At 58.4% G+C, this 22329-nt stretch carries 26 protein-coding genes; 11 read left to right on the forward strand and 15 right to left on the reverse strand.

Annotated features, from left to right (window positions below):
* Nucleotides 1-171: 171 nt before the first annotated feature.
* The gene (locus AB7M32_RS17280) at nucleotides 172-612 is read right to left on the reverse strand and encodes a CesT family type III secretion system chaperone (protein ID WP_454250695.1); all 441 of its coding nucleotides are present in this window, start codon (nucleotides 610-612) and stop codon (nucleotides 172-174) included.
* Between the two features lie 599 nt (nucleotides 613-1211).
* On the opposite strand from AB7M32_RS17280, the gene AB7M32_RS17285 reads away from it, so the two are divergent.
* The 11 genes from AB7M32_RS17285 (at nucleotide 1212) to AB7M32_RS17335 (ending at nucleotide 9240) form a co-directional block, all read left to right on the forward strand.
* Nucleotides 1212-2189 carry a sigma 54-interacting transcriptional regulator gene (locus tag AB7M32_RS17285; protein ID WP_123417490.1) on the forward strand — a complete coding sequence of 326 codons (978 nt, stop codon included), beginning with the start codon at nucleotides 1212-1214 and terminating at the stop codon, nucleotides 2187-2189.
* Between the two features lie 31 nt (nucleotides 2190-2220).
* A complete protein-coding gene (locus AB7M32_RS17290; RefSeq protein ID WP_454250696.1) occupies nucleotides 2221-2574 on the forward strand; it encodes a hypothetical protein in 354 nt (117 codons plus the stop codon).
* Between the two features lie 60 nt (nucleotides 2575-2634).
* Nucleotides 2635-3519 (forward strand): hypothetical protein, encoded by an 885-nt coding sequence (locus AB7M32_RS17295; RefSeq protein WP_454250697.1) that lies wholly within the window; start codon nucleotides 2635-2637, stop codon nucleotides 3517-3519.
* 52 nt (nucleotides 3520-3571) lie between these two features.
* The gene (sctI, locus tag AB7M32_RS17300) at nucleotides 3572-3928 is read left to right on the forward strand and encodes a type III secretion system inner rod subunit SctI (protein WP_265028345.1); all 357 of its coding nucleotides are present in this window, start codon (nucleotides 3572-3574) and stop codon (nucleotides 3926-3928) included.
* A 7-nt stretch (nucleotides 3929-3935) separates the two neighbouring features.
* Nucleotides 3936-4739 carry a type III secretion system inner membrane ring lipoprotein SctJ gene (gene sctJ / locus AB7M32_RS17305; protein ID WP_454250698.1) on the forward strand — a complete coding sequence of 268 codons (804 nt, stop codon included), beginning with the start codon at nucleotides 3936-3938 and terminating at the stop codon, nucleotides 4737-4739.
* A gap of 544 nt (nucleotides 4740-5283) precedes the next feature.
* On the forward strand, nucleotides 5284-5859 hold the full coding sequence (sctL, locus tag AB7M32_RS17310) for a type III secretion system stator protein SctL (protein ID WP_454250699.1): 576 nt from the start codon (nucleotides 5284-5286) through the stop codon (nucleotides 5857-5859).
* 102 nt (nucleotides 5860-5961) lie between these two features.
* The gene (locus AB7M32_RS17315) at nucleotides 5962-6186 is read left to right on the forward strand and encodes a type III secretion protein (RefSeq protein WP_025213878.1); all 225 of its coding nucleotides are present in this window, start codon (nucleotides 5962-5964) and stop codon (nucleotides 6184-6186) included.
* A complete protein-coding gene (locus tag AB7M32_RS17320) occupies nucleotides 6173-6598 on the forward strand; it encodes a type III secretion protein (RefSeq protein WP_123417482.1) in 426 nt (141 codons plus the stop codon). Before AB7M32_RS17315 ends, AB7M32_RS17320 begins: the two co-directional genes overlap by 14 nt.
* 1 nt (nucleotide 6599) lies before the next feature.
* The gene (sctC, locus tag AB7M32_RS17325; protein ID WP_454250700.1) at nucleotides 6600-8681 is read left to right on the forward strand and encodes a type III secretion system outer membrane ring subunit SctC; all 2082 of its coding nucleotides are present in this window, start codon (nucleotides 6600-6602) and stop codon (nucleotides 8679-8681) included.
* Nucleotides 8678-8887, forward strand: a complete 210-nt coding sequence (gene hrpT, locus AB7M32_RS17330) for an HrpT family type III secretion system protein (RefSeq protein WP_025213875.1) — start codon at nucleotides 8678-8680, stop codon at nucleotides 8885-8887. Before sctC ends, hrpT begins: the two co-directional genes overlap by 4 nt.
* Before the next feature lie 5 nt (nucleotides 8888-8892).
* Entirely contained in the window at nucleotides 8893-9240 is a 348-nt protein-coding gene (locus tag AB7M32_RS17335; protein ID WP_454250701.1) for a type III secretion protein HrpV, read from the forward strand.
* 93 nt (nucleotides 9241-9333) lie between these two features.
* Here AB7M32_RS17335 and AB7M32_RS17340 read toward each other — a convergent pair whose 3' ends face one another.
* From AB7M32_RS17340 to sctW, 14 genes are all read right to left on the reverse strand, one after another.
* Nucleotides 9334-10755, reverse strand: coding sequence for a hypothetical protein (locus AB7M32_RS17340; protein ID WP_454250702.1), 1422 nt, complete (start codon nucleotides 10753-10755; stop codon nucleotides 9334-9336).
* A complete protein-coding gene (locus AB7M32_RS17345; RefSeq protein ID WP_454250703.1) occupies nucleotides 10743-11690 on the reverse strand; it encodes a type III secretion system chaperone in 948 nt (315 codons plus the stop codon). Before AB7M32_RS17345 ends, AB7M32_RS17340 begins: the two co-directional genes overlap by 13 nt.
* Before the next feature lie 73 nt (nucleotides 11691-11763).
* Nucleotides 11764-12840 carry a type III secretion system export apparatus subunit SctU gene (sctU, locus tag AB7M32_RS17350; RefSeq protein WP_454250704.1) on the reverse strand — a complete coding sequence of 359 codons (1077 nt, stop codon included), beginning with the start codon at nucleotides 12838-12840 and terminating at the stop codon, nucleotides 11764-11766.
* Nucleotides 12837-13631, reverse strand: coding sequence for a type III secretion system export apparatus subunit SctT (gene sctT, locus AB7M32_RS17355; RefSeq protein ID WP_454250705.1), 795 nt, complete (start codon nucleotides 13629-13631; stop codon nucleotides 12837-12839). The genes sctU and sctT overlap by 4 nt, the downstream gene beginning before the upstream one ends.
* Nucleotides 13631-13897 carry a type III secretion system export apparatus subunit SctS gene (gene sctS / locus AB7M32_RS17360; RefSeq protein ID WP_092164917.1) on the reverse strand — a complete coding sequence of 89 codons (267 nt, stop codon included), beginning with the start codon at nucleotides 13895-13897 and terminating at the stop codon, nucleotides 13631-13633. The genes sctT and sctS overlap by 1 nt, the downstream gene beginning before the upstream one ends.
* A gap of 7 nt (nucleotides 13898-13904) precedes the next feature.
* Nucleotides 13905-14558 carry a type III secretion system export apparatus subunit SctR gene (gene sctR / locus AB7M32_RS17365; RefSeq protein ID WP_454250706.1) on the reverse strand — a complete coding sequence of 218 codons (654 nt, stop codon included), beginning with the start codon at nucleotides 14556-14558 and terminating at the stop codon, nucleotides 13905-13907.
* On the reverse strand, nucleotides 14555-14935 hold the full coding sequence (locus tag AB7M32_RS17370) for a FliM/FliN family flagellar motor switch protein (protein WP_454250707.1): 381 nt from the start codon (nucleotides 14933-14935) through the stop codon (nucleotides 14555-14557). The genes sctR and AB7M32_RS17370 overlap by 4 nt, the downstream gene beginning before the upstream one ends.
* Nucleotides 14925-15647, reverse strand: coding sequence for a type III secretion system protein (locus AB7M32_RS17375; RefSeq protein ID WP_454250708.1), 723 nt, complete (start codon nucleotides 15645-15647; stop codon nucleotides 14925-14927). The genes AB7M32_RS17370 and AB7M32_RS17375 overlap by 11 nt, the downstream gene beginning before the upstream one ends.
* On the reverse strand, nucleotides 15644-16204 hold the full coding sequence (locus AB7M32_RS17380; RefSeq protein WP_454250709.1) for a type III secretion system HrpP C-terminal domain-containing protein: 561 nt from the start codon (nucleotides 16202-16204) through the stop codon (nucleotides 15644-15646). The genes AB7M32_RS17375 and AB7M32_RS17380 overlap by 4 nt, the downstream gene beginning before the upstream one ends.
* Before the next feature lie 7 nt (nucleotides 16205-16211).
* A complete protein-coding gene (locus AB7M32_RS17385) occupies nucleotides 16212-16655 on the reverse strand; it encodes a type III secretion protein (protein WP_454250710.1) in 444 nt (147 codons plus the stop codon).
* Nucleotides 16656-16657: 2 nt separating this feature from the next.
* Entirely contained in the window at nucleotides 16658-18007 is a 1350-nt protein-coding gene (locus AB7M32_RS17390; RefSeq protein ID WP_454250711.1) for a FliI/YscN family ATPase, read from the reverse strand.
* A complete protein-coding gene (locus AB7M32_RS17395) occupies nucleotides 18004-18963 on the reverse strand; it encodes an FHA domain-containing protein (RefSeq protein WP_454250712.1) in 960 nt (319 codons plus the stop codon). The genes AB7M32_RS17390 and AB7M32_RS17395 overlap by 4 nt, the downstream gene beginning before the upstream one ends.
* Before the next feature lie 17 nt (nucleotides 18964-18980).
* On the reverse strand, nucleotides 18981-21080 hold the full coding sequence (gene sctV, locus AB7M32_RS17400) for a type III secretion system export apparatus subunit SctV (RefSeq protein ID WP_454252154.1): 2100 nt from the start codon (nucleotides 21078-21080) through the stop codon (nucleotides 18981-18983).
* The gene (sctW, locus tag AB7M32_RS17405; RefSeq protein WP_454250713.1) at nucleotides 21080-22192 is read right to left on the reverse strand and encodes a type III secretion system gatekeeper subunit SctW; all 1113 of its coding nucleotides are present in this window, start codon (nucleotides 22190-22192) and stop codon (nucleotides 21080-21082) included. Before sctW ends, sctV begins: the two co-directional genes overlap by 1 nt.
* Between the last annotated feature and the right edge of the window lie 137 nt (nucleotides 22193-22329).

Raw genomic sequence — 22329 nt, forward strand, 5'->3', positions numbered from 1 at the left:
CCTCCCTGGCTAGCGCGGGGGAGGGCTGTCCAGGTTGTGGCGGCTGATGAGCTTGGGGGGCTGGGTTGTTGACGGGCGCACGAGCACGAGTGGGCGTCAAAGGGATATTTACCCCAAGTGTGGACTGTGTTGGGGTGAAGGGAAAATTTCCTGCGGGTAGCGTCAGACCTATCATAATCCCCCCAGATTCGTGCGCGCCGAGGAATCGCGTTTTGCGCCTTCATCGAGAAAGTAGCAGTGCTGCCATGATTGCGCATATTCAGCGATATGCCCCAGCAACTGCACAAACTGGGGGGCGCCGATCTGGGTCAGCTCGACTGTGCAACTGAACTGCACTTGGCCCGTGTCGTCGTTGTGTGAAAAGCAACAGGAACGGTCTCCGTTGAATAAATGAAAATTGACATTCATAAGCTGAAGTAGGATGGCATCTCTGCGTCGATCCGGTAACGGACCGAAGTCTGCGTGAATCATGACGGTATCGGCTAAGTTGGCAAAACTGAAGGCAATGCCTTTCACGTTTAGCTGAACCAGATCGAAGTCAACCGCAGTCACAGGAATTTGACAAAGCTGACAGATATCAGTAACCAAACGGTGGTAGCGCTCTTTACTCATTTTTTATTCTCTGAGCTGTTTGAAGGTGAAACAGTTGTTCTTTTTTATTTGTGTTGAATTGTCTCAAGTACTGAGTGGTGCATGCCGCCGAGCAGGTTCCATGTTTTTTTTAAAAATAACGCCAAGCGTAAAATGTTTATCGAACTTTCTCGAGGGCTCCGGTCAAACCGCGTTGTATCCGAACTGTGAAGTAATACCATTAAAATGACCGTCGGCGATTGACAGACTTTAGGTGAGCGGTATTCTCTGCCGCCCTAAAGCACCAGTGGTTGAGTGGCTTTCAAGAAGAAGCACCGACAGTGACCAGAGAATACTGGTCAGTACGATAGTGCCAAGTAGCCATTCAAATTGTTTCAAAAAATATCATCTGCACTCGATGGAATAACTGGTCGCAGCGCGCGTCACACACGCACTTTTGGATCTGCCGTGGCATTGGATCAATAAATAGACTGTAGGCGCAGTGCGCGTGCAGCCGTCAGGCTTGGTGTAACGGGTCTGTCCGACCTGCGATCATAAGTAATGATCGCGCAGCTTATGGCCATGCTTCGCCTCGTGCTTGCAACGGGGCCGTATGAAGTAGTGCCGATCACGGGGTTTATATGGGTGTGTGCGATTACTTTTACTGCGGACCTGACAACATAACCGAAGCGCCTGATATCAAGGTCATCGCCCAAAGTACTTCACTGCTTGGTGTCGATCTGTTGCTTTCCGGGGAGACGGGGACCGGCAAGGACACTCTGGCTCAGCGTATCCATTCAATGTCTGGGCGCAAGGGGGCCTTTGTCGCGATGAACTGTGCGGCAATCCCGGAGTCACTGGCCGAAAGTGAATTGTTTGGTGTGGTCAACGGTGCGTTCACCGGGGCTAATCGCTCGCGAAAGGGCTACATCGAGGCTGCGCAGGGCGGGACTTTATACCTCGATGAAATCGATAGCATGCCGCTCAGTTTGCAGGCCAAGTTGCTGCGTGTCCTTGAGGTGCGAGCGATTGAGCGCTTGGGCTCTACCACGGTCATTCCGCTGGATATCTGTGTGATTGCATCAGCTCAGCGGCCCTTGGCCGAGTTGGTGGATCGGGGCGAGTTCAGGCGCGATCTGTATTTTCGACTCAACGTGCTGACGATCCAGTTGCCAGCGCTACGTGACCGTCGCGAAGACATCGTTCCGCTGTTTTCCCAGTTCGTGACCGCGGCTGCGCAAGACCTGGGGTGTGCGCCTCGGGCTATATCGCCCGAACTCATGCAAGCGCTCTTGGGTCATCCGTGGCCGGGGAATATCCGCGAGTTGAAATCCGCGGCCAAGCGATTTGTTCTGGGGCTGCCGTCGTTAACCCTTGGCTCAAGCGCGGAGATCGAGGGGCGCACGCTCAAGGCGCAAATGCGGGCTATCGAACGTATCCTTATTCAAGAGGCCCTCAAGCGTCACGGGCACTCGATTGATGCGGTGAGTGTGGAATTGGGTATACCTCGTAGAACACTCTATCATCGCATCAAATCGTTAGACGTATTTGGCAAGGCCTCAACGCTTGAAAAAAAATTGGAACCTGATTTAGAGAACTTCCCACCTATTATTACCTAGCAATTTCGCTAGCGTATGAGGAGTCTTTATCATGCCAATCTCGACTAATCCATTTTCCAGCATTACCAGCACCATCGGTAGTGCGGCAAATGCGGGCGTCAATGCATTTCAGGGCGCCAAACAAGAGGCGAATAACACTAAAGGGAACGCCGCGCAGCAGTCTCAGGCGACGCATATGTCTGGAGGAGGCGATGCCGCGTCTGCACAAATGGCGGCGATGGAAAGTATGGACAAGAAACAGGCTCAAATGATTGCGCTGCAGAACAAGGCAGCTGAGCAGAACTTGATGCAGAATACCTTGGCTTCTATCGCTGGTGCTCAAGCCGATACGGCGAACAAATCTATTTCCAACGTTGCTCAGACGATGAAAGGCATTAGCTATTAAGAGCCCCCGCCCGACCGTTTGTAGCGGCGTAAGGGCTTCATATCAGTGAGAGTCTAAAAAATGCTGAATCCTATTATCAGTTTGGTCGCCCCCGGTATGGGCGGGACAGGTGCTTCTGGTGTTTCTTCTTCTAAAAACAGCGGTTCATCCAATGCCTCGCCTTCTTTGTCAGGTGTCATTACGGAGTTAGCCAACTCCCTGATGTCCGGCGGGAAAGCGGATCTTAATAGTCCCTTGGGAAAGATGGTAAATGACAAACTTTCCCAAAATGGTGGACTGGGTCTTATGAGCTTGGCTGCAAACCCTCAAGAGACCCTGAAAAATGCCCTGATGGACGTTGTTAAAGAAAAGATGGGTAGCAACTTTATCGCCAATGCAGGAAGCAGGGACAGTAAGGACCTCATGGCTGAGGTGGCGAGTGGGTTGGGCCAGTCCGCGCTGAACAACGCACTGCAGCCCAAAGGCGACGGCACGACTTTCTCCAAGGCTGACAAACCGTTGCTTCAGCAAGTGGCTGACTATATGGATAAAAACATGGCCACCTTCGGAGCGCCCGATTCCGGGTCATGGAGTAAAGAACTGGACGAAGACAATTATCTGACTAGTGGCGAAACCGCTAAATTCAAGCAGGCACTCGAGCAGGTCTCTCAACATATGGCGGGCGGGCCCAATAAAACCGATTATCCGGATAATGAAAGGATGATGGGAGGCGGACAAGGTGGTTTCGGCAGCAGTCCCGCGCCATCGAGTGGCACGAGTGAGATAGACCAATTGCGCCAGATGTTAAATAGCACCGCAGGCATGGAGGCTTTTCAACAAGGGTTGCAGTTGGGGTTGGGAATCGCTTCCGGTGCGCCGTCTGGCATTGCGATGAGTCAAGGCGAGCATACGGCTTCTCAGGCTGCTCAGAACGTCGTTGACGTGATGCGCGCCAGCGTAGCGTAGTCCTGAAAAGCCAGTTCCCAGTCCATCGTCTACGTTCTACAGGAGAAACCCGGTGACCATTTCCAACGTGAATTCATTCAGGAACGCCGCACCTGACCATGAGCTGGAGATGGTTTCCGCTCCCCCTCAAGCTGATGTCGATCTGTTTGACAGTGCCCTGCGCGACAACCACGAGCCTGCTGGCCTAGCAAGTGGCCTGATGAGCGCGATTTCGGATCGTCTCACTGGCCAAGTCGAACTGTCGCATCAGGCTGAGCGCGCGATGAAGTCCGCATCCGTTTCAATGGATCCGATGGATATATTGAAAATGAGTGGAACCCTTTCCCAGTACTCATTACAAACGGCGCTCACCACCAAGGTCGTGAGTAAAGGCGCACAAGTGCTCGATAAACTGACCAATCTGCAATAGGTTCTTCGTGAAAGTCCCCGGCTTATTAACGGTTCTGGCTTTCCTGGCGCTCGCCGGATGCAGCGACGACACCGTATTGTTCAGCGGCATGACCGAGCAGCATTCCAACTCAGTAATCGCCAAGTTGGCTCAGGAGCATATAACGGCTCGTAAGCAGATGGAGAAAGCCGGCGTTACCGTAATCGTCGCCAATAGTGATGTGAACCGTGCGGTGAGGGTGCTTGATGCTGCCGGTCTACCGAATCAGACACGGGCCAGTCTTGGCGAGATATTTAAAAAGGAAGGGGTCATCTCCACACCGCTGGAAGAGCGGGCTCGCTACATCTATGCGCTGTCGCAAGAATTGGAGTCAACGCTGTCCCAGATTGACGGGGTCATCGTGGCTCGTGTGCATGTCGTCTTGCCGGAGCGCATCGCACCGGGGGAGCCGGTTCAGCCGGCTTCCGCCTCGGTATTCATCAAGTATGCGGCGTCGACGCTGGATCCGGACAGTGTCCGCGGGCGTATTCAACAGATGGTTGCCAGCAGCATTCCAGGGATGAGTCAGGACAGCAGCGCCACAAAGAAATTTTCGATTGTATTCGTGCCATCGGTGGAGTTTCAGGACCCGGAGCATCTTGTGCCTTTCGGACCGTTTCTGATTGACAGCGAGGATGCCGGCTTCTGGTGGGTGATGGTCATTGCCTTGCCGCTGTGCCTGGTGTCCATGGCGGGGGGGGCAGTCCTGATGCTGCGTCCAGACTGGCGCCAGGCCTTGTTAGCACGCTTGCGCGCCAGGCGTAGGCCAACCGGCTTGCCCGCGCAGCTATGACCGATGAGCAGTGGGTCGGGTGGTGGTGCTGTACGTGGCGCTGGATGCACCCGAAGTGGAAGTCCAGCGTGGGGGAGCAATGGGGGATTGATTTTGATGTTTGCATGGGCGTCTGGCGCAGCCGACACGACGCGTTGCTGACCTTGCTGGGCATCCCCCCCTCGGCACCGCCCGAGCCAGAGCCCAACGTAATCGAATGGCTGTCTTTGACAGAAGCCCAAAGGTTGCAGGCTTTGGCTCTGGTGCACGCGATCTGTCTTGCCGCGCCAAATGATCAATTGTCCGATGAACAGTGGTCTTGGGTGTCGTGGTGTAGCCAAGGCTCTACGCCCAGGGCTCTGGTTGAATGAGAACGTCACTGACCCCCGCGCAATACTGGCCGGCTGGCTGGGCGAGCGGTGCTGGTCGCGCCTGCGCCTTTTATGGCCCCCCGAGGAGGCACCAGAGCCTGCTTTTAACATTCCCGCCCGCAAACTCGATGCGCTGTGGCGGTCTGTGTTGTGGAGGGTTCGGGCATGACAGACATACAGGTTGAACGTCAAACATGTTGATTCGACGAAATTTGTCCTTGGGCGATCACGAGGCGGGGGGCGAGTTGGTCGTCCGTCACGAGCAGTTCGCTGACTACCGGACAGCCGCTGATGTGATGTCGCAGGCGCGAGCCGAAGCGGATGCGTTGCTACTGGAGGCAGAAAAACTGCGGCAGGATTATCTGGATCGAGCGCTGGCTCAGTTCTGGGACCAAGCCAGTCGTTTGTTGGAGGCGCTGGAGGCCGAACGCCAACAATGCAGGAGCCGTGCGGTCGACGTTTGCCGGGATTTGTTGAATGTCGTCATCGGCCGACTGTTCGATGAATGTCAGCCCAGAGAGCGGGCCAGGATCTTGCTGGAACATCTGGCGGCCTCCCAGGCATACCCGATGGGTAGCGCCACGTTGAGGTGTCATCCCGAGCTTTTAGTCGAGGTGAAAGCTTGGCTGGCGGCCAACAGCTCTTCGACTCTGTGGCAGTTGAAAGAAGACACCACGATGCCGGTCCAGTCTATTCGCCTGAGCACCGACACCGGCGAGTACGACGTTGATTGGGCCGGTCTACAACGCTCATTTCAGGTCGCAACATAACACTTCGGCAATCCCATCATATTTTGAAGTCGCCCATTCTTTTGGAACCAGCAAGAGAGGCGCCGCCACTCATATTGCGTAAATTCTCAAGGAGATGTCTGCATGATCAACTTTAAATCCGTCCAGAACCAGTTGGAGAAGAATTTCTCCAACGCTCACGAAACGGCGAATGATGCCGCACTGGCTGCTGCTGAGAGCGGCAACATTGAAGACATCAGGGCTTTCGCTCAAGCGAGCCAATCGGTAGCCACCGCGACCGTTGTCATGGGCGAGGGCATGCGCGCCCATCACGGCATGACCAAAGCGATCATTGATGGAATTCAGTGATTTCAGCGCGCGACTGAACCGGTGGCTCGATGACTGTTCGGTCGCCCCTTTGGATTGCTGGGTTGACGATGCGAATGTGCAGCTTGCCTGGGTCGAAGGCGGAATCCGCTGCAGCATCGACGTGCTGGATCCGTTTGATGCCAGCGCTCCTGATCGATTGATGAGCATCCTGGGGCAGGGGGGAGCGAGCGTTGCGTGCCGTTGTCCGGGGGCACTGGGTACCGATCCGCAAAGCCAGTGTCTGGTGCTGGTGCACTGGATGGCCCCGTCGAGTTCGGTCGAGGCCCTACTGGAGGTCTTGCAGACCCTGGCCAATCAGCGCGCAGCCATGCTTAGCCTGATGCATAAAACCTTATTTGATTCGCCTTCGGCCGAGTCCCGTCTAGCAACTAATTGGCACACTGGAGTGTGATATGCGTAAGGCCTACCGGTGGTTACCGTGGCTGTTATTGGGACTGAGTGCCCCAGCGTTCGCGGCGATACCGCCAGCGTGGAAACAAACGGCCTATGCGTTCGACGCGCAACAGACCGAGCTTTCAAGCGTTCTTGAAGCATTTGCCCGAGAGTTTGGCGTCAACCTTGAGATGGACCCCATTGAAGGCATCGTCGAGGGGCGTATCCGCGCGGACAGCCCGCAGGCGTTTCTTGATCGTTTGAGCCAGCAGCATCAGTTCCAATGGTTCGTCTACAACAACACCCTGTACGTCAGCCCGGCCCGTGATCAGATAACCGAGCGAATCGAGGTATCCCCGGACGCCGTTGACGACCTCAAGGGCGCATTGACTGAACTCGGTTTGCTCGATTCACGATTTGGCTGGGGAGTCCTGCCGGATGAGGGCGTGGTGTTGGTCAGCGGACCTGCTCGGTATGTTCAGTTCATTCGCGACTACAGCAGCAACGTCGACAAGCCCGAGGAAAAGCAAGACGTCGTGGTCTTACCGTTGCGTTACGCGAACGCTGCCGATCGCACCATCAGTTACCGTGATGAACAGCTGACCGTTTCAGGGGTAGCCACGATCCTCAAGGAGCTGCTGGACAGCCGCTCGCAAGGCGGATCAGGTAGCGTCTTTAACGTCTTGCAAGGCGCAGGATTGGGAGCTGGCGCGAGCGGCGCCAGCAGCTTCGCGGGCACGCCAAGTTTGCTTGGCGGCTTGGCCGATGATCAGTTGCAGCAAACCCTGGATCGCGTGATTGCCGGCGCCAGCGGCGGCGCTCAGAACAAGGGTGGCTCCGCTGGCAGGTCGCGGATACGGGTCGCAGCCGACGTACGCAACAATGCGGTGCTGATCTACGACTCGCCCAAGCGTAGAGTCTTGTACGAAAACCTGGTCAGGCAGCTTGATGTGCCGCGCAACCTGATCGAAATCGACGCGGTGATCTACGACATCGACCGCGACGAGTTGAACGAGTTGTCCAGCAACTGGAATGTCTGGGCCGGAGGGACCAACGTCAGAGGGTCCTTGCTTGAGTCAGGCAGCTCGACGCTGTCGGCCGAAAATGCCGGGCGATTCGCCCTGGCGGTCCGCACGCTGGAAGCCAAGGGGGCGGCGACGGTGATCAGCAATCCTTCGATCCTCACCCTGGAGAACCAGCCCGCTGTCATCGATTTCAGCCGGACCGAGTTCCTCACCGCGACGGGAGAGCGTGTTGCCGATATCCAGCCGATTACTGCCGGTACCAGCCTTCAAGTAGTTCCGCGCTCGATGCAGCACAATGGCAAGACGCAGGTGCAGTTGATCCTCGATATCGAGGACGGACAAATCGAAGCATCGCTGCTTGATGGCACCAAACCCAGCGTGCGTAATGGCAGCGTCAGCACTCAGGCGGTCATCGCCGAGCGTGGATCGTTGGTCGTCGGTGGTTTTCATTCTCTGCAGTCGAGCGACAAGGTAAGCAAAATCCCGTGGCTCAGTGACATTCCGCTCATTGGCAAATTGCTGTTCACGTCCAGTAGCCGCAGCACCAACAAGATAGAACGCTTGTTCATTCTTACGCCTCGGCTGGTGGGCAACCAGATTGACCCGGCACGTTATGTCGAAAGCGGTAACCCGGAAGATATCGATTCCACCGCTCAGCGGATCGACGGGCGCCATGGCGATGGGCAACCCACTCGCGTTGATATTCAGCGCGCCTTCACTCAGTTGTTGAGTGATGTGCAACCGACTGGTTTTACCCCGAGTAACGAGCCTTTATTCGCGCCGGCCACTTTATGCGCGCCGCAACAGGGCCTGGTCATCGACGCCGATCGCAGCCAGTGGTATGGGCGCAATGCCTGGAGCATTGGCGTGGTGGTCGCGCGCAATACGGGTGATAAACCGCTGCGTATCGATGAAAGCAGTTGTGGCGGGCGCTGGGTGCTGGGTGTCAGTGCATGGCCTCGCGCTTGGTTGCAGCCTGGGGAACAAAGCGAAGTCTATGTCGCGGTGCGTAATCCCCAGTCGCTCAAGAGCAATGCGACCCTTCGCGACTCATTACTCAAGGAGGCAACTCGATGACCAAGATGAACTGGGCTGCGTTCGGCCTTCTGTGTGTGATGCTCTCCGGTTGCTCGACGACCTCGGGCGGCTGTTCTGGACGGTCCTGCGACCGTCCCGACTCCAATAACCGGGAGCTGGTGATCTGGTGGCCAGCGGACATGCGTACTGGCCTGGAAAATCCGCAGGACACCGCGGACTATACTGTCGTGCCACTGCGGGATTGAGCACCATGATACAAGTCTCGGGGAAAGCGGAGTTCTACGAACGGGTGGCTGCTGGGCAGACAGCGGTATGGCCGGTAGCAACGGGTGTTTCTTTCGTGAGTCGCCATGAGCACCATGATTGGGGTATAGCGTTGCACATCGACAGTCGCGCGCTGCAGCCCCAGCAACTGCGTGAGGCGCTGGAGCGGCGCTTCACGCAATCCTACCTGTTCCCTGACTATTTTCTGTTTCTCGATGCCCACCGCGACTTCGTTGTCTGGCATGCGGTGCCGTCATTCTCCCATGGTCGCGCGGTGCTCGATAATATCTGCCAACATCAATTGCTGTTGGCAGGCTTGAGCCCCTTGGAATGACCGTCCATCCGCTGCGCCAGTAGCGATTGCTGGCGCAGTTTCCCTTCCTTTTGCGACGCTTGAACTGTCGACCGCGCGGCGCGGCGTTGCGGTTCAAGCTTGCTGTTGCCCGGCAGCAGCCGTCGCCGCTTGTTTGTCGACGGCCTTGCGCACACTCGCGTGGGATTGGAATGTTTGATTGACGGTGCGATAGGCCAAACCCATCGCCGCTGCGGTCCCCATATTCCCGAGAAAGCCGGAGAGGGCGGGCGCAACCTTGCCGCGCAGTGCTTCGCCGGTGGCCATATTGATTGCGCCAGCCAGGCTGGCCCAGGCGACTCGGGCGGGGGATTGGTCCAAGACCCGGCCATAATCCTTGAGCGGCAGGTTCGGTTTCAACTCCTGGTTGGTGCCCACCTGGCGCGTGTCGAAATGCCGCTGCAGATGGTTGTCGAGGGTCGCGACAACGGTGTTGAATGCCGCGCGCGTGCCGGCCAGGGATTGGATGGAAGCGACCAGTGCTTCGCCCAACAGCGGTTGCTGATCCGGCCCGAGCAGTGCCGGACTCGTCAACGTCTGGCCCGGTGGCAAGACCTGTTCACTGATGGAGTCGAGCATGAAACCCATGCTCAAGGTCATGGCACCGTAGGCCCAGCCGAGCGTCGGCATATTATCCTCGTCGACCCCGTAGGTCTTGGTGTCGTCCTGGGGGGCGGTCATGCTGAAAGTGGCCTGCATGGTTTCGCGAGAAAGAGCATAAATCACGTCGCGTAGCTGAGTGGCCAAAACCCTCGCGCTCAGCGCGCCGTCACCACGCGCAACGCCCATGGCGCCCATACCCAGATACAGCGCCTCAGCGACGACCTGGTTGCGGGTGATGTTGCGCGAATCGCGCTTCATCTGCAGGCGCAGCGTGTCTTGTTTATCGGGCGGCAGAGCGTTCCATTTCGCTTCGCTGAGGGCGAAGTGCCCGCGTACCGCATCGCTGGAATCGGCGGCGAGACGATCCAGGCGCGGTTGGCGTACGTAGAGCTGGGTGGCAATGGTCGTCAGTGAGACAGCGGCCTGCAAAGTCAGCATTGCCCCCGGGCTTTTTTTCGCGAGCCCTTCGTTGAGCGCGCTGTAGGCATGCATGAACGCCAACTCGCGAAGATAGGTAGGCGCTCCGCAGTTGACCATCTGTTGGACCGTATGGCCCGCAGCGGCAAGCGTTGTGCGGCCGGAAGGCAAATTAGCCATGCTGTCGCTCAACGCGAGCTTTGCTCCGCGTCCGACCTTGTTGCCCAGGGCCACGCCGTGTTCCTTGGCGCTTTCCCAGAGGGCGCCCGTGGCTCTGCCTGCCGGCGCCAGATAGTCGCGATGGAAGGCCTGGCTCAGGCCTGTCACATGCGCGCGGGCGCGCGAAGTGAAGTCAGGCAAGTGAGCGGGTGCCTCGCCGCGTTCCAAAGCATTTGCATCAGCGGTGGGATGACGATGCCGCAACTCGATTTGCGGTGCTGGCAGGATGCGTCCCAGGTTTGGGGTTATCGGGTCCATGGGATGTTCCTTGCTGGGCGAATGGCTGGGGTCTGCATGAAGCTCTCGGCCAGTTGACCGAAGTCCAGCAGCCATTCGGCAAATGCCTGACCATCCAGCCCTGTGCTGTTCCAGCGCGCCTGTAACGCGCTGCCGTGTGGCGCGAGGACCACGGCAGCTTGGGTCAGCATCATCAGGTGCAGGTTGGCCAGTAATGCGCGTTCGCGTTGCGTCGCCGTGTTCAGCGAAGTTGGCAGCGGCGTACTGATCAGCAGATGTTGGTGGTCACTGTCGGCAATCACTTCATAGGCACGGCCGTTGGCCTGGATCACGCCGACGGTCAATATCTGCTCGAAGGGTGGGGCGGCGATGTCCAAGTGCTGCAGCGCAGCGATCAGTAATGGACGATGCCATTCCCGATTCATCGCCGCCTGCGCCTGTTGCCCCGCGCGCTCATCTTGCCTCGGTGCCGTGGTGACGGGCCCGGGTGCGCCGCCTTGGTTATCTTGAAGTGCGGTGGCACCCGCCACGAGGCTTTCGCCGACGGACAAGAGATGGCTCAGCTCATCGGCAAGCAATTCACGCTGATGTTGCGGCTGCGAGATAAGGCGCAGCACGAGCACGGCGTCACCGCTGTCGTTCAGGCTCACGCTGCTACTGCTCATTGCCGATATGGCGCAATTGGACCGCAGCAGCAACTCGCTCCAGACCTCAACCGGCAAACCGTTGGGGCGTGGCAGCAGAGCCAACACCACCCACTGCTGCACAGGCGACGTCTGCCAGAGCGACAATTGCAAGGTCAGCCCCGGCAACGACAGTTGGGCGCTACGGGAGAACGCTCGTGCCTGCGCAGAGGGAATGCCGAGCCGCTCAGCGGCCTCCAATAACCACGTGTTCGTTTGCTCTGAGAGTGGGATCGATCCCGGGGATTGGAAGCGCGAGCTCGACGAATGCATGGGGTAAACTTCCAGAAGTTTTGACCACCATTAAAGCGCGCCGGTATTAAAGTTTTATGACTGCAATGGTTGCTCAGTGGGTTTCGAGCTGGATGATTTCCTCGGTGACTTCATCAAGCTGGCGAATGACCTGATAGATGTGGGCAACTTCCAGCAGGGTTTCGCGCGGTATATGGCGACCCGTGCGAACGGTGTACAACGCACGTGCCAGCCAAACACACTGGACCACCGGAATCTTGGCGTCCTGGGCGCGTTTGATCAGCGCCAGTGCATCATCGTCTTGTCCTTTGCAATGAATCAGTGGCAAAGGTGTCTGGCCTGGTCGATAGAACAGTGCCACCGCGTAGTGGGTCGGATTGACCAACAGCAGGTCGGCATCCTCGACCGGCCGGGGGGCCGTGCTGGGTTCGGAGTTGAGCAGTTCGTGCGCCAGCTGACGACGATGGCCTTTGACGTGCGGATCGCCTTCGGACTGCTTGTATTCCTGCTTGATGTCTTCGTGGCTCATGCGCAATTTCTTGGCGTGAAAATATTTCTGCAGGGCAAAGTCGACCATGCCGATCACCAGCAACAGGCCCAAGGTGTTGCGCAAGATGTTCTGAAATACCTCCAGCAACGAGCGCCAGTAGGTGACGAGATCGGTGTCGGCCAACAGCACCAGCTTGCCCAGGATGGGCATGATCGAGACATACAGAATGACCGCAATGGCCAGCGCTTTGAGGACGCTCAACAGCAGGTTCATCAGATTCTGTTTAGAGAACATCTGCTTGATCTGGCCGATTGGATTGAGCTTGCCGAGATCGACCTTCAGGGCCTTGGGCGCAAAGAGAAATCCGATCTGCATCCAGGTGCCGGCCAGGCGTATCAGAATCGCCACGCCGACGCTGGCCACGATGAAGGAAACAAGTGTCCACAGCGCTGTGCCGCTGAGCTCGATGGCAGTACTGGCGAAGGGTTCGTTCAGTCGTCGCAAGGGTAATTCGGTGAGGTGCTGGAGGCGCGTCATGCTTTCCTCGGCCATGCCCAGACAGACTTCGCTGACCACCATCAGCACCAGCAGTTTGGCCAGGTCCTGGCTCTGCCCAACCTGGCCTTTTTCCCTCGCGTCGCGTTCTTTCTTTGGCGTCGCCTTTTCGGTTTTTTCGCTCACGGCACTTTCACCAACAGGTTCAGCAGAAACTTCAAATCGAACCAGCGTCCGACCTCGGCGTTACCCAGATCGAGGAGCGTGGGCAGATACACGAGCAGAAACAGCAAACCGATAACGCTCTTGGCCGGCATCGCCAGAATCGAAACATTCAGTTGCTGGGCATAAAGACCGACGATGACGAAAGCGGCCTCAATCAGCAGCAACAGGCCTATGAACGGCGCCGCGTAAAGCAATGCGTGCTGCAGGGTCCTGTTCAGCTCGCCAAGCAATATGTCCAGCCCCTCTACCGTCATGATAGGCATCCATGCGGTGGGCGGCCAAATGATGTAGCTGTCCCAGATGACCTGGGTAATCAGCGAGAGGCCGCCGGACAGGATGACCAGCATGATCAGCACTTCCTGCAGCAACTCGCCCAGTGGCGTCGCGTCGGGCCCGAGGGAAGGGTTCATCTGGCCGCCGCTGAGGGCGCCGCGCTGGCTGTCGAGCAAGGCGCCTACCGTCGCGAACATCCAGAAAGGCATATACAGCAGTAACCCCAACAGAACGCCCAGGACCATTTCCTTGAGCAACAAACCGCCGATCATCAGCCAGTTCTCATGTTGTCCGGACAACACCCGACCGATGCTCGGCGCTGGAACCATCGCAACCGCGCAGGTCACGGCATAACGCAGCGGCCCCTTGAGGTATTTGAAGCAAAACGCTGGCACCAGCATCATGCACGGTAGAATCCTGGCCATGGCTAACGCGATACCGAGCATCAGTTCGAACAAATACTCGGCATTGAATGGCATCAAACGGCGCCTCCGGTGCGCGCGATGAGGTCGAACGCGGTGTTGATGAACAGGATCAATTCAACACCGATCCAGCGGCCGGTCGCCGCCAGGGTCACGCCCACGGCGACCAGCTTGATGCCAAAGGGCAGGGTCTGGTCCTGGATCTGCATCAAGGCTTGTACGAGCGACGTCAACACGCCCACCAGCACCGCGACCAGCAGCGGTGGTGCGGTAAGAATCACCACCAGATACATGCCCTGTTTGAACAACTCCAGCGCTTCCACGGCAGCCTCACAGATAGGAATAGAACAGACTGTCGAGTAACCGCGTCCAGCCCTGGACAAGGACGAACAGCAACAGTTTGAGCGGCAGCGAAATGGTCATGGGCGAGACCATTTGCATGCCAAGCGCAAGCAGCAGGTTGGACACGATCAGATCAATGACGATGAACGGAATGTAAATCAGAAAACCGATCTCGAACCCGGCCTGCAGCTCCGACAATACGAAGGCTGGAATCGCCAGCAGCAGATCCTCGCTGCTGGCTTTTTCGGCCAGTTCCGCAGGCCACATACGATGGGTGTTGTCGACCAGATGAGTCAGGACGTCCGGATCGGTGTTACGGCTCATGAAGTTTTGCAGCGGGGCGATGACCGTGTTCACGCTGGCTTGAAGTTGTTCGGTAGTGCCTATCTGCAAAGGATTTTCAGCCACCCGTTGCTGGATTTCATAAGCCACCGGAGCCATCACGAACATCGTCGCCGCCAGGGCAATGCCGTACAACGCCATATTGGGCGGAACCTGTTGAACGCCGATGGCATTGCGCGTTATCAGCAACACCATGGAGATTTTCAGAAATGCGGTGCAGACAATCAAAAACAACGGGATCAGCGAGAGCGCACCCAGAAACAGCGCGAGCATGATCGGGTTCATGCCATCCAGAATCATTGATCAAATACCAAGCGAGTGATTTGCATACCCAAGCGTCCATCCACGTCTACCAGCTCACCGTAGGCGACCACCCGCTCTTCATGGCACAACGTCGCTGCGCCCGGTGCCATGCCTGTGACATCCACCACGGAACCGGCCGCCAGCCGGCCGAGCGCTTCGAGGCTCAGCTTCACTTCGCCACACCGTATGGTCAACGCCAGGGTCACGCCGGACAAGGGCGATGGCGGCTGCGTTGCAGCCTCCTGCGTGAGGGGGACGTCTGGCTGCGCTGAATCGAGCCGTTCCTGCTGGTCGTCGTTCGCTTCCTGGGCCGCCAACTCATCGTTATTGTCGAACTCGTACAACGGTTCTTCATCCTGCAGTTCATTGCTCATGAATGGAGCCTTCCTCGTGAATCAGCCTGAGCTGTAAGTGATCATTCCGGTCTTCGCTACAAACCGCCCAGCGCTGGTTGCCCAGGTGCAGGTTTCCTCGACCTTGAACATCGAAGACTGCCTCGGCAGGCAACAGCACATCGCCTGGCCGTAATGAGCGCAGCTGATTGACCAGCAAATCCATGCGCCCAACGATGACCGGATGAGTCAGAACCCAACATTCAGGCACGGTTTGTTCGATAAATCGCCACGGTGCGTCATTCAGCATTCGCAGCAGTGATTCGGCGCCGAGGCTTAGCGTTCCGTAGGCTTTCTCGCCATTGCGCTCGATGAGCACGCGACAATCCCAGCGGTCATCCAGTACCGGCTCCTCGGCCAGTGACGCCAACGGTGCGAGCAGGTCGGACAACACCGGCGCCATCCGTTGATTGATCAACTGCCAATACCACGCTTGCGGCGGCTCTGCGGTGAGCACGGGAACTTCACCGCACAGACTCAGCAGCGCATCGGCGTTCGACAACAGCAGGGGGCCGTGTCGGCTGGACAAGCCTATCCAGCGCTCATCGGCAATGACGCCGCAGGGTGTCAGGGGACCGAGCGTCATGCGTATCTTTTCAGCTCCGCTGGTGAACTCCAGAAAACGGCCGCGCCCCAAGGCCAGGGAGGCCATTGCGACCGTGCTCGACAGGCGTCTCAGGCTGAGTTTTTTCATGCAGGCCCCGTCGGCTGTAATCTCAGCTCGACGTCATGGTCCAGCGCCTGGGCGAACGCTTGCTGGCAGGCGCCATGATGCTTGGTCAATCGCTCCAGGACGTCTGCGCGTTCCAGGCCGAGCTCGATGTCCCAATGGCTGTCTCGTTTCTGGGCACGAATCTGGACCTTGCCCAGATTGGGCATGAGCAGGGTGGCGCTGAAAGGACGATCGCCGTGTTGCGGCAACTGCAGCGCCAGCTCATCAATCAACTGTGTCGGTATGCCGTCGAGCGGCGCGAACATCGAGAACGAGCTCGAACCATTGCCCGAGCTGCCCTGGTCGTCCGAATAGGCGGGGGGCGGTGGCACAAGCATCTGCATGAACAACATCGCATCGGCGTCCAGCGGTCTGACGCCGTCGTTGGCAGATCTGACTTCGACCGGACGGTTGCGTTGGACCTCGGGGCCTTTGCTCGACGGCGTCGAGGATGCCGCGGCGGTGGGTCTTGCCGCAGGCGCGGCAGGTACCTGTGGAGCAGGGCGCTGGGGTGGCGTGTGCTTGATGGGGGCAGTCATGTCTCACTTATTCCTCACTGAGTGTCTCGCTCATGCAGGCGAGTTTTTCCACCGCGCGTTGCCGTGCCTTGGCGTCCAGCTGTGCTTGTTGCAACGACTGCTCCTGCGCTTCGATGTGCAAGCGCAACTGGCTGACGTCCTGGCGGATCTGGGCGAGGCGATCAAGCATGCGTCGCTCCTTTTCGTGCCAGCGGTCGATATCAGCCAGTTCCAGAGTGGTCTGCAGGTGGGTATCGGCTAGCGACCGCCGCTTGCGCTTCTGGTTGGTACGCTCCTGGTTCATTGAGCTTTCGCTAGACAGCAGTTGCGCGCGCAACCTCGCCACCTCCCGTGCAAGGCGCGCACGGGCACGTTCGGCACTGGCCTGGCGGTGTTGGCGCAAAGGGCCGAGCAGGCCGATGACGCGCTCCAGCGCCTGACGCTCCGGGTCCGTATCGAGATCTTCGTCCAAGGTCAGTCCACCAGCTGCGAGGTAATGTGATTGAGTTGGGCGAGTGTTTCTTCAAGCGCTACCGGACCGCGCAGGTCCTGGCGCAGGAAGCGGTTGATGCTGTCGTTCAGTTGTACCGCCAGGTCAGTGACCGGGTCGGCGCCGGCCTGGTATTCACCCAGGCGCAGGAGCATTTCCACCTGCTTGTAGGCCGCCATCAACTGGCGCAGGCGATTATTGGCCTGGACATGTTCGCGGCTGGTGACGTTGCCGAGGATCCGGCTGATGCTCGCGGACACGTCAATGGCCGGATAGTGCCCACGCTCGGCCAACTTGCGCGACAGCACGATGTGCCCGTCGAGCAGCGACCTGACTTCGTCGGCGACGGGATCGTTCATCGAGTCGGCCTCGATCAGCACGGTGTAGATGGCGGTGATCGAGCCGTTCTCGCTCATGCCCGCGCGCTCGACCAGTTGCGGCAGCAGGGTGTAGACCGAGGGGGGCAGGCCGCCACGTCCGATCGGTTCCCCGGCGGCGATGCCGATTTCGCGTTGAGCACGGGCAAAACGGGTGAGCGAATCAATCAGCAAGAGCACTTTCATGCCGCGCTGACGGTAGGCTTCCGCGATAGCGGTGGCGGTGAAAGCGGCGCGCGCACGCTCCATGCTGGAGCGATCGGAGGTGGCGCAGATCAGTACCGAACGCCGGCGTAATTCATCATCGAGTTCATGGTCGAGGAACTCGCGCAGTTCCCGTCCCCGTTCGCCGATCAGGCCGAAAACGATGACGTCGCAGTCCATGTTCCTGGCCATCTCCGCCAGCAGCGTGGTCTTGCCGCAGCCCGCTCCGGCGAACAATCCGACACGCTGCCCTTCGCCCAACAGGATGGCGCTGTCGATGGCGCGAATACCGGTGGGTAGCGGGTTGCTGATGCGTGGCTTTTGCATCGGCGGCAGGGCATCGGCAATCACCGCCGTGGTGCTGCGCCCATCATGGACATCGGCAAAAGCGCCGAGGCCGGCGCCTAGCAACGGTCGACCAAAACCATCGAGCACGCTTCCGAGCAACTGATCATCCACCCCTATGCGGTGAGCCATCCCAAGCGGTTGGATACGGGCTCCGACTTGAATGCCGGCAGGGGTGCCAAGGGCACTGAGCAGTGTGCATTGATCGGTAAAACCGACAATTTCCGCCAGCATTGAGCTGCCGTCCGCCTTGCTGACCTCGCAAAGATCGCCAATCTTGGCCGCAGGCACCTGGCATTCCAGCAGTATCCCGCTCACCGCCGAAACCTTGCCGCTGATTCGCACGGCCGTACAACTGGCCAGCCGCGCGCGCTGTTGTCGAGCCCATTGTTCAAGCGCATCGGTCACCAGCTCACCTCGATATGCTGGTCGCCATCGAAGATGATTTTGTGCTCATCTATCCGCGTCAAACGCAGGCCCTGCACCACGTCGCCAACATAAATCTGCAGGCCGTCGGCGGTCACCAGGTGAGCGTTGTTGCCAGCGATGATTTGCACCAGGGTGAACGGCAAGCTGGTCCTGACGATGCCGACTTGATCGACCATCGGGACCGTGGTGGGATAGCGCTCCTTGAAACTCTTGAGCATTCGCTGATAGACCTCCAGCGCTTCCTCCTTGAGGTTGCCTTTGAGCACCAATCCTTCGTCAAGCTCCTCGACGGTGACCTCTGTGAGCAGGCGTTCCGCCAATTGAGTGGTCAGGAGCCGACGGATCTGTTCCCGATCTTTCAGGCGGGTGCTAGCGGAGGATTGGGCGGAGGCAGTCGCCGGGGAGGGCTGCGCCGGACTTTGAGGCGCCTTGGCCGCGGTAACCTTGACGGCGCTCGGCGGGGCTTCGGACTGGCTAAGGCCCCAGGCGCCACCGACCAGGCCTACGACCACGCCAGCGATCACCGCCGATATCAGCTTCAAGGATGGCACGCCTGGCATCGATTTACGCGCGGGAGACGATGACGACTGAGGCGGCTGGCCGTTGGTATCCGCAGGCGTAGCCAGAGCCGGTACGTCAGGCCAGGGCTCTTCGGCGGATGCCAGGCACAGCCAGACGTTTGCGACGGCGAACGGTTGGTTCGGCGTCAGTGTGATGGCATTTGACGCACGCCCTTCGTCGTCGTTGACCGGCATCTGTTCGGCCGCCAGGTTCCAGCCTTCCTCGGTTCTGCTCAACCGACAATGGAGCGAGGCGATGCCCGGGTCGTATAACGCCAGATCATGGTCGTCGTTGGCGCCGATCACCCATTGGTCACCGACCAACGGCAATGCAGCGCCCTGGTGCAGCCCATTCAATACACGTAGTTCAAACATCGCGAAGGCACTCGACATCAAGCCGCATAGTCGTCTTCCAAGGGCAAGAATTCATTTTCCAGGTCGAAACGGCCGAGCACCTTCACCTCGGAGGCATTGGTAATCTCGGCAAAGGAGAGCACCGGCACGTGATGGAACTCGTCCTGCAATAACGTGCGTAGCGGAGCGCGCAGATCCTGGGCGACCAACATCACCGCGCGTTCTGACGATCGCTGCGGGAAAGCCATGCGCAATTGTTGAACCAGCATCAGGCTGGATTCGCTGTTCAGGGCAAAGAATGTCTCGGTTTGCGTCTGACGCAGGCTGTCACGCAGGATGCCTTCGCTCTCAGGGGTGAACAGCCAGACGAGCAATCCCTCCTGGCTGCAATACTGGTTGTAGATCAACGACTTGAGGGCGATACGTACATAATCGGTGAGGACCAGGACATCTCGCTCATGTTGCCCATGTTCGATCAAGGTTTCGGCGATCACCCGGATACCGCGCAGGGGCACGCATTCGGAAGCCAGCCGCTGCAGTACCTGAGAAAAACGCGCCAGAGGCATGACGCGCTGCAGCTCCTGCGCCAGTTCCGGCTGTTCTGTCTCCAGCCAACCGAGGATCGCTTTGGTTTCCTGCAGCCCGATGAATTGCGGCCCGCAAATCTGCAGCGCGCGCTCCATGCGTTCGATAATCAGCGTATTGGGGCTGATAATTTCCACGTCGCAATTGTTCAGGTGGTCAGCATCGGCCGGTACCCAGATCCATTGGCTTTCCTGCCGTTCCGAACTGCCTTTGCTGTATTGCTGGTCGCTCTCAATGGCCTGTGAGGAGCCATCGATAGCCACCAGGGTCTCGCTGAACGTGGCCTTGAGTACAGGAACCTCGTACACCGTAAAGCGGAATTCATCCGGCTCCAGATGCGCCTGGTGTTCGATGATGAACGAGGGCAGCGTCAGCCCGAAGTTCACCACCAGGCGATTGCGCCGTTGACGAATCTCGCTGACCAGGGCTTCGATCCGCTCAAGACTCTGGCTGGGATGAAATTGCAGGACAAACTGGCGGCTGGGCAGGAACATTCGCAGGTCTTCCTGTCCGTTATTTTCCGGGGTGGTCGGGGCGGCTTGCTCTTGATTGCCCTTGGGCTTGGCGCGATTGATCTGCAACAGGCCGCCGCCGCAACAGATGATGGCGATCGTGATGAACACCAGGGTCGGCATCCCGGGCATGGCGGCGAAGCCGAGCATCGCTGCCGAGGCGATGATCCAGGCCTTGGGCTGGCTGGTGATCTGTTCAGCAATTTCACGGCCGATATTGGCCGGCCCGGCGGCATCTTCGTTCGGCACGCGAGTGATGATCATGCCGGCCGTCACGGAGATCAGCAGCGCGGGGATCTGTGCAATGAGGCCGTCGCCGATGGTCAGTACCGAATACAGCTGCACGGCATCGCCGGCAGTCATGCCGTGTTGTATGACGCCAATGGTGATACCGCCAATCATGTTGATCGCGACGATGATCAGGCTGGCGATTGCGTCGCCGTTGACGAACTTCATTGCTCCGTCCATTGCGCCAAACAGCTGGCTTTCCTTGCCAAGCTCCGAGCGCCTGCGCTTGGCCTCGTGGACGCTGATGAGGTTGGCACGTAAGTCACTGTCGATCGACATCTGTTTACCGGGCATGGCGTCAAGCGTGAAACGTGCGCCTACTTCGGCCACCCGTTCCGAACCCTTGGTGATGACCATGAAATTCACCACTGTCAGAATCATGAAAATCACCATGCCGACCGCCAGGTTTCCGCCCACCACGAATTGCCCGAACGCTTCCACGATGTGCCCGGCGTCCTGGTCCAGCAGAATCAGCCGGGTCGTGGCAATCGACAGGGCCAGACGAAACATGGTTGTGATCAGCAGCACCGAAGGGAACGTCGAGAAGGCGAGTGGGCGGGGCAACTGCATGGCCAACATGATCAGCAGACAGGAGATGCAGATGTTCACCGCGATCAGAATGTCCACCAGCCAGGTGGGTATCGGGGTAATCATCATGAACACAATGGCCAGCACGATAAACGCACCGACGACTTCTGAGCGGCGCATCGCCGCGAGTGCCAGACGGTTTAGCAGGTCGATAATCAGATTCATCAGGCCAGGTTCCCCTTGAGCTGGTTTTGCTCTTGCTGAGTGAGTTCGGCCATCAGCAACAACAGGTTCCCCAAAGCATTCTGTCGGGACTTGAGGTCTTGCCACAGCAAGATAGGCAGCTGTTGGAGCATCGGGCGCAGGCCGTTGAGGAATGACAACTGATGCTTGAGTTGCGCGCCGCCGATAAATTGCGTGAGTTGCAAGGTTTCCTGCAGGTTCATGCCCTTGCCCGAGAGTACGAGCAAGTGTTTGAGAAACGTCGGTGCGCTCACCTGCAGTTGCGGGTTCTTGTCACGCATGCGCCCGAGCAGGTGTTCGCAGCTTTTAAGCAGAGTCGATACATGCCTGGCGGTATTCACGCCATGCATCAAGGTGCGTAATTGCTGGCGAGGGCTCGATGGATTGGCTGAGGCCAGGTCGTCGGCAATGGCACGACGCAGGTCGCGCAAGGTCGGCTCGAACTGTGCTTCGCCATCCTCTTGACCCAATAGCGTGTCGATGAGGCTGGTTATGGTGGGCTGGCCCACGACGCCGTTGTAATACAGTTCCCGCAGATTCTTGCGTCGCTGAGAGTCCAGCCCCGATCTGGAAAAGGCCCGGGCCGTATTGATCCCCGCGCGGGCTCTGTTGCCATGGCGCTGCCTGAGTGCGCTGGCGTGATCCGACAGCGCCTGGTGCTCATCCCGGGCCCCCTCGTGATGTGCTTGTTTCATTGCGGCTTGCAGCATGACGTGCGCTTTGGCCGGGTCCCCGCCAGCGAAGGCGAGCACCCGGCCAAGCATCGACTCATCAGGGCGTTGACGTTTCAGGGTCTGGCGCAGGATACGCACTGCTTCATCCAGCCTTCTGTCATTACTGCCCATCAGCATCTGATAAAGCTCACCGAGCTTCATCGCCTTTGATTGCAAGACGGTACCGCCGATGACCAGCTCACGCTGGCTGAGTTCTTTGCTTTGTTGGATCAATGCCGAGGTGAATCGCGCCACCTGTTGCGGCGTGGTGCCCTGGTCTTTTGCGATGTGCGACGCCGTCTGCGTAGCGGACAACGCTGGGCGGGCGCTTACCGGATTGACCGAATGAATCGCGACTGGGGTGAAACCGGGGATTTTCATGGGACGGCATCGATGCAAAGAATCATGCGCAGTGAGTGGCGCAAACCCACCATCGGGTTCCTGAAGTCAGCGCTTTCGCGCGGGCGTGCATAAATGCGTGACGACTTCGATCGGTTTATGCAAAAGATTGCACGAAC

The sequence above is a fragment of the Pseudomonas sp. R151218B TE3479 genome (genome assembly GCF_053629195.1).

Excerpts from the sequence above, each read along its gene's own strand:
- sctV (WP_454252154.1), bottom strand. The coding sequence starts at position 21,080 with ATGAATCTGATTATCGACCTGCTAAACCGTCTGGCACTCGCGGCGATG.
- AB7M32_RS17315 (WP_025213878.1), top strand. The coding sequence starts at position 5,962 with ATGATCAACTTTAAATCCGTCCAGAACCAGTTGGAGAAGAATTTCTCC.
- sctT (WP_454250705.1), bottom strand. The coding sequence starts at position 13,631 with ATGCCATTCAATGCCGAGTATTTGTTCGAACTGATGCTCGGTATCGCG.
- AB7M32_RS17285 (WP_123417490.1), top strand. The coding sequence starts at position 1,212 with ATGGGTGTGTGCGATTACTTTTACTGCGGACCTGACAACATAACCGAA.
- AB7M32_RS17375 (WP_454250708.1), bottom strand. The coding sequence starts at position 15,647 with ATGAAAAAACTCAGCCTGAGACGCCTGTCGAGCACGGTCGCAATGGCC.
- hrpT (WP_025213875.1), top strand. The coding sequence starts at position 8,678 with ATGACCAAGATGAACTGGGCTGCGTTCGGCCTTCTGTGTGTGATGCTC.
- AB7M32_RS17345 (WP_454250703.1), bottom strand. The coding sequence starts at position 11,690 with ATGCATTCGTCGAGCTCGCGCTTCCAATCCCCGGGATCGATCCCACTC.
- AB7M32_RS17335 (WP_454250701.1), top strand. The coding sequence starts at position 8,893 with ATGATACAAGTCTCGGGGAAAGCGGAGTTCTACGAACGGGTGGCTGCT.
- sctL (WP_454250699.1), top strand. The coding sequence starts at position 5,284 with ATGTTGATTCGACGAAATTTGTCCTTGGGCGATCACGAGGCGGGGGGC.
- AB7M32_RS17380 (WP_454250709.1), bottom strand. The coding sequence starts at position 16,204 with ATGACTGCCCCCATCAAGCACACGCCACCCCAGCGCCCTGCTCCACAG.
- AB7M32_RS17290 (WP_454250696.1), top strand. The coding sequence starts at position 2,221 with ATGCCAATCTCGACTAATCCATTTTCCAGCATTACCAGCACCATCGGT.
- sctR (WP_454250706.1), bottom strand. The coding sequence starts at position 14,558 with ATGATTCTGGATGGCATGAACCCGATCATGCTCGCGCTGTTTCTGGGT.
- AB7M32_RS17395 (WP_454250712.1), bottom strand. The coding sequence starts at position 18,963 with ATGTTTGAACTACGTGTATTGAATGGGCTGCACCAGGGCGCTGCATTG.
- sctC (WP_454250700.1), top strand. The coding sequence starts at position 6,600 with ATGCGTAAGGCCTACCGGTGGTTACCGTGGCTGTTATTGGGACTGAGT.
- sctW (WP_454250713.1), bottom strand. The coding sequence starts at position 22,192 with ATGAAAATCCCCGGTTTCACCCCAGTCGCGATTCATTCGGTCAATCCG.
- AB7M32_RS17295 (WP_454250697.1), top strand. The coding sequence starts at position 2,635 with ATGCTGAATCCTATTATCAGTTTGGTCGCCCCCGGTATGGGCGGGACA.
- AB7M32_RS17280 (WP_454250695.1), bottom strand. The coding sequence starts at position 612 with ATGAGTAAAGAGCGCTACCACCGTTTGGTTACTGATATCTGTCAGCTT.
- AB7M32_RS17370 (WP_454250707.1), bottom strand. The coding sequence starts at position 14,935 with ATGAGCAATGAACTGCAGGATGAAGAACCGTTGTACGAGTTCGACAAT.
- AB7M32_RS17340 (WP_454250702.1), bottom strand. The coding sequence starts at position 10,755 with ATGGACCCGATAACCCCAAACCTGGGACGCATCCTGCCAGCACCGCAA.
- AB7M32_RS17320 (WP_123417482.1), top strand. The coding sequence starts at position 6,173 with ATGGAATTCAGTGATTTCAGCGCGCGACTGAACCGGTGGCTCGATGAC.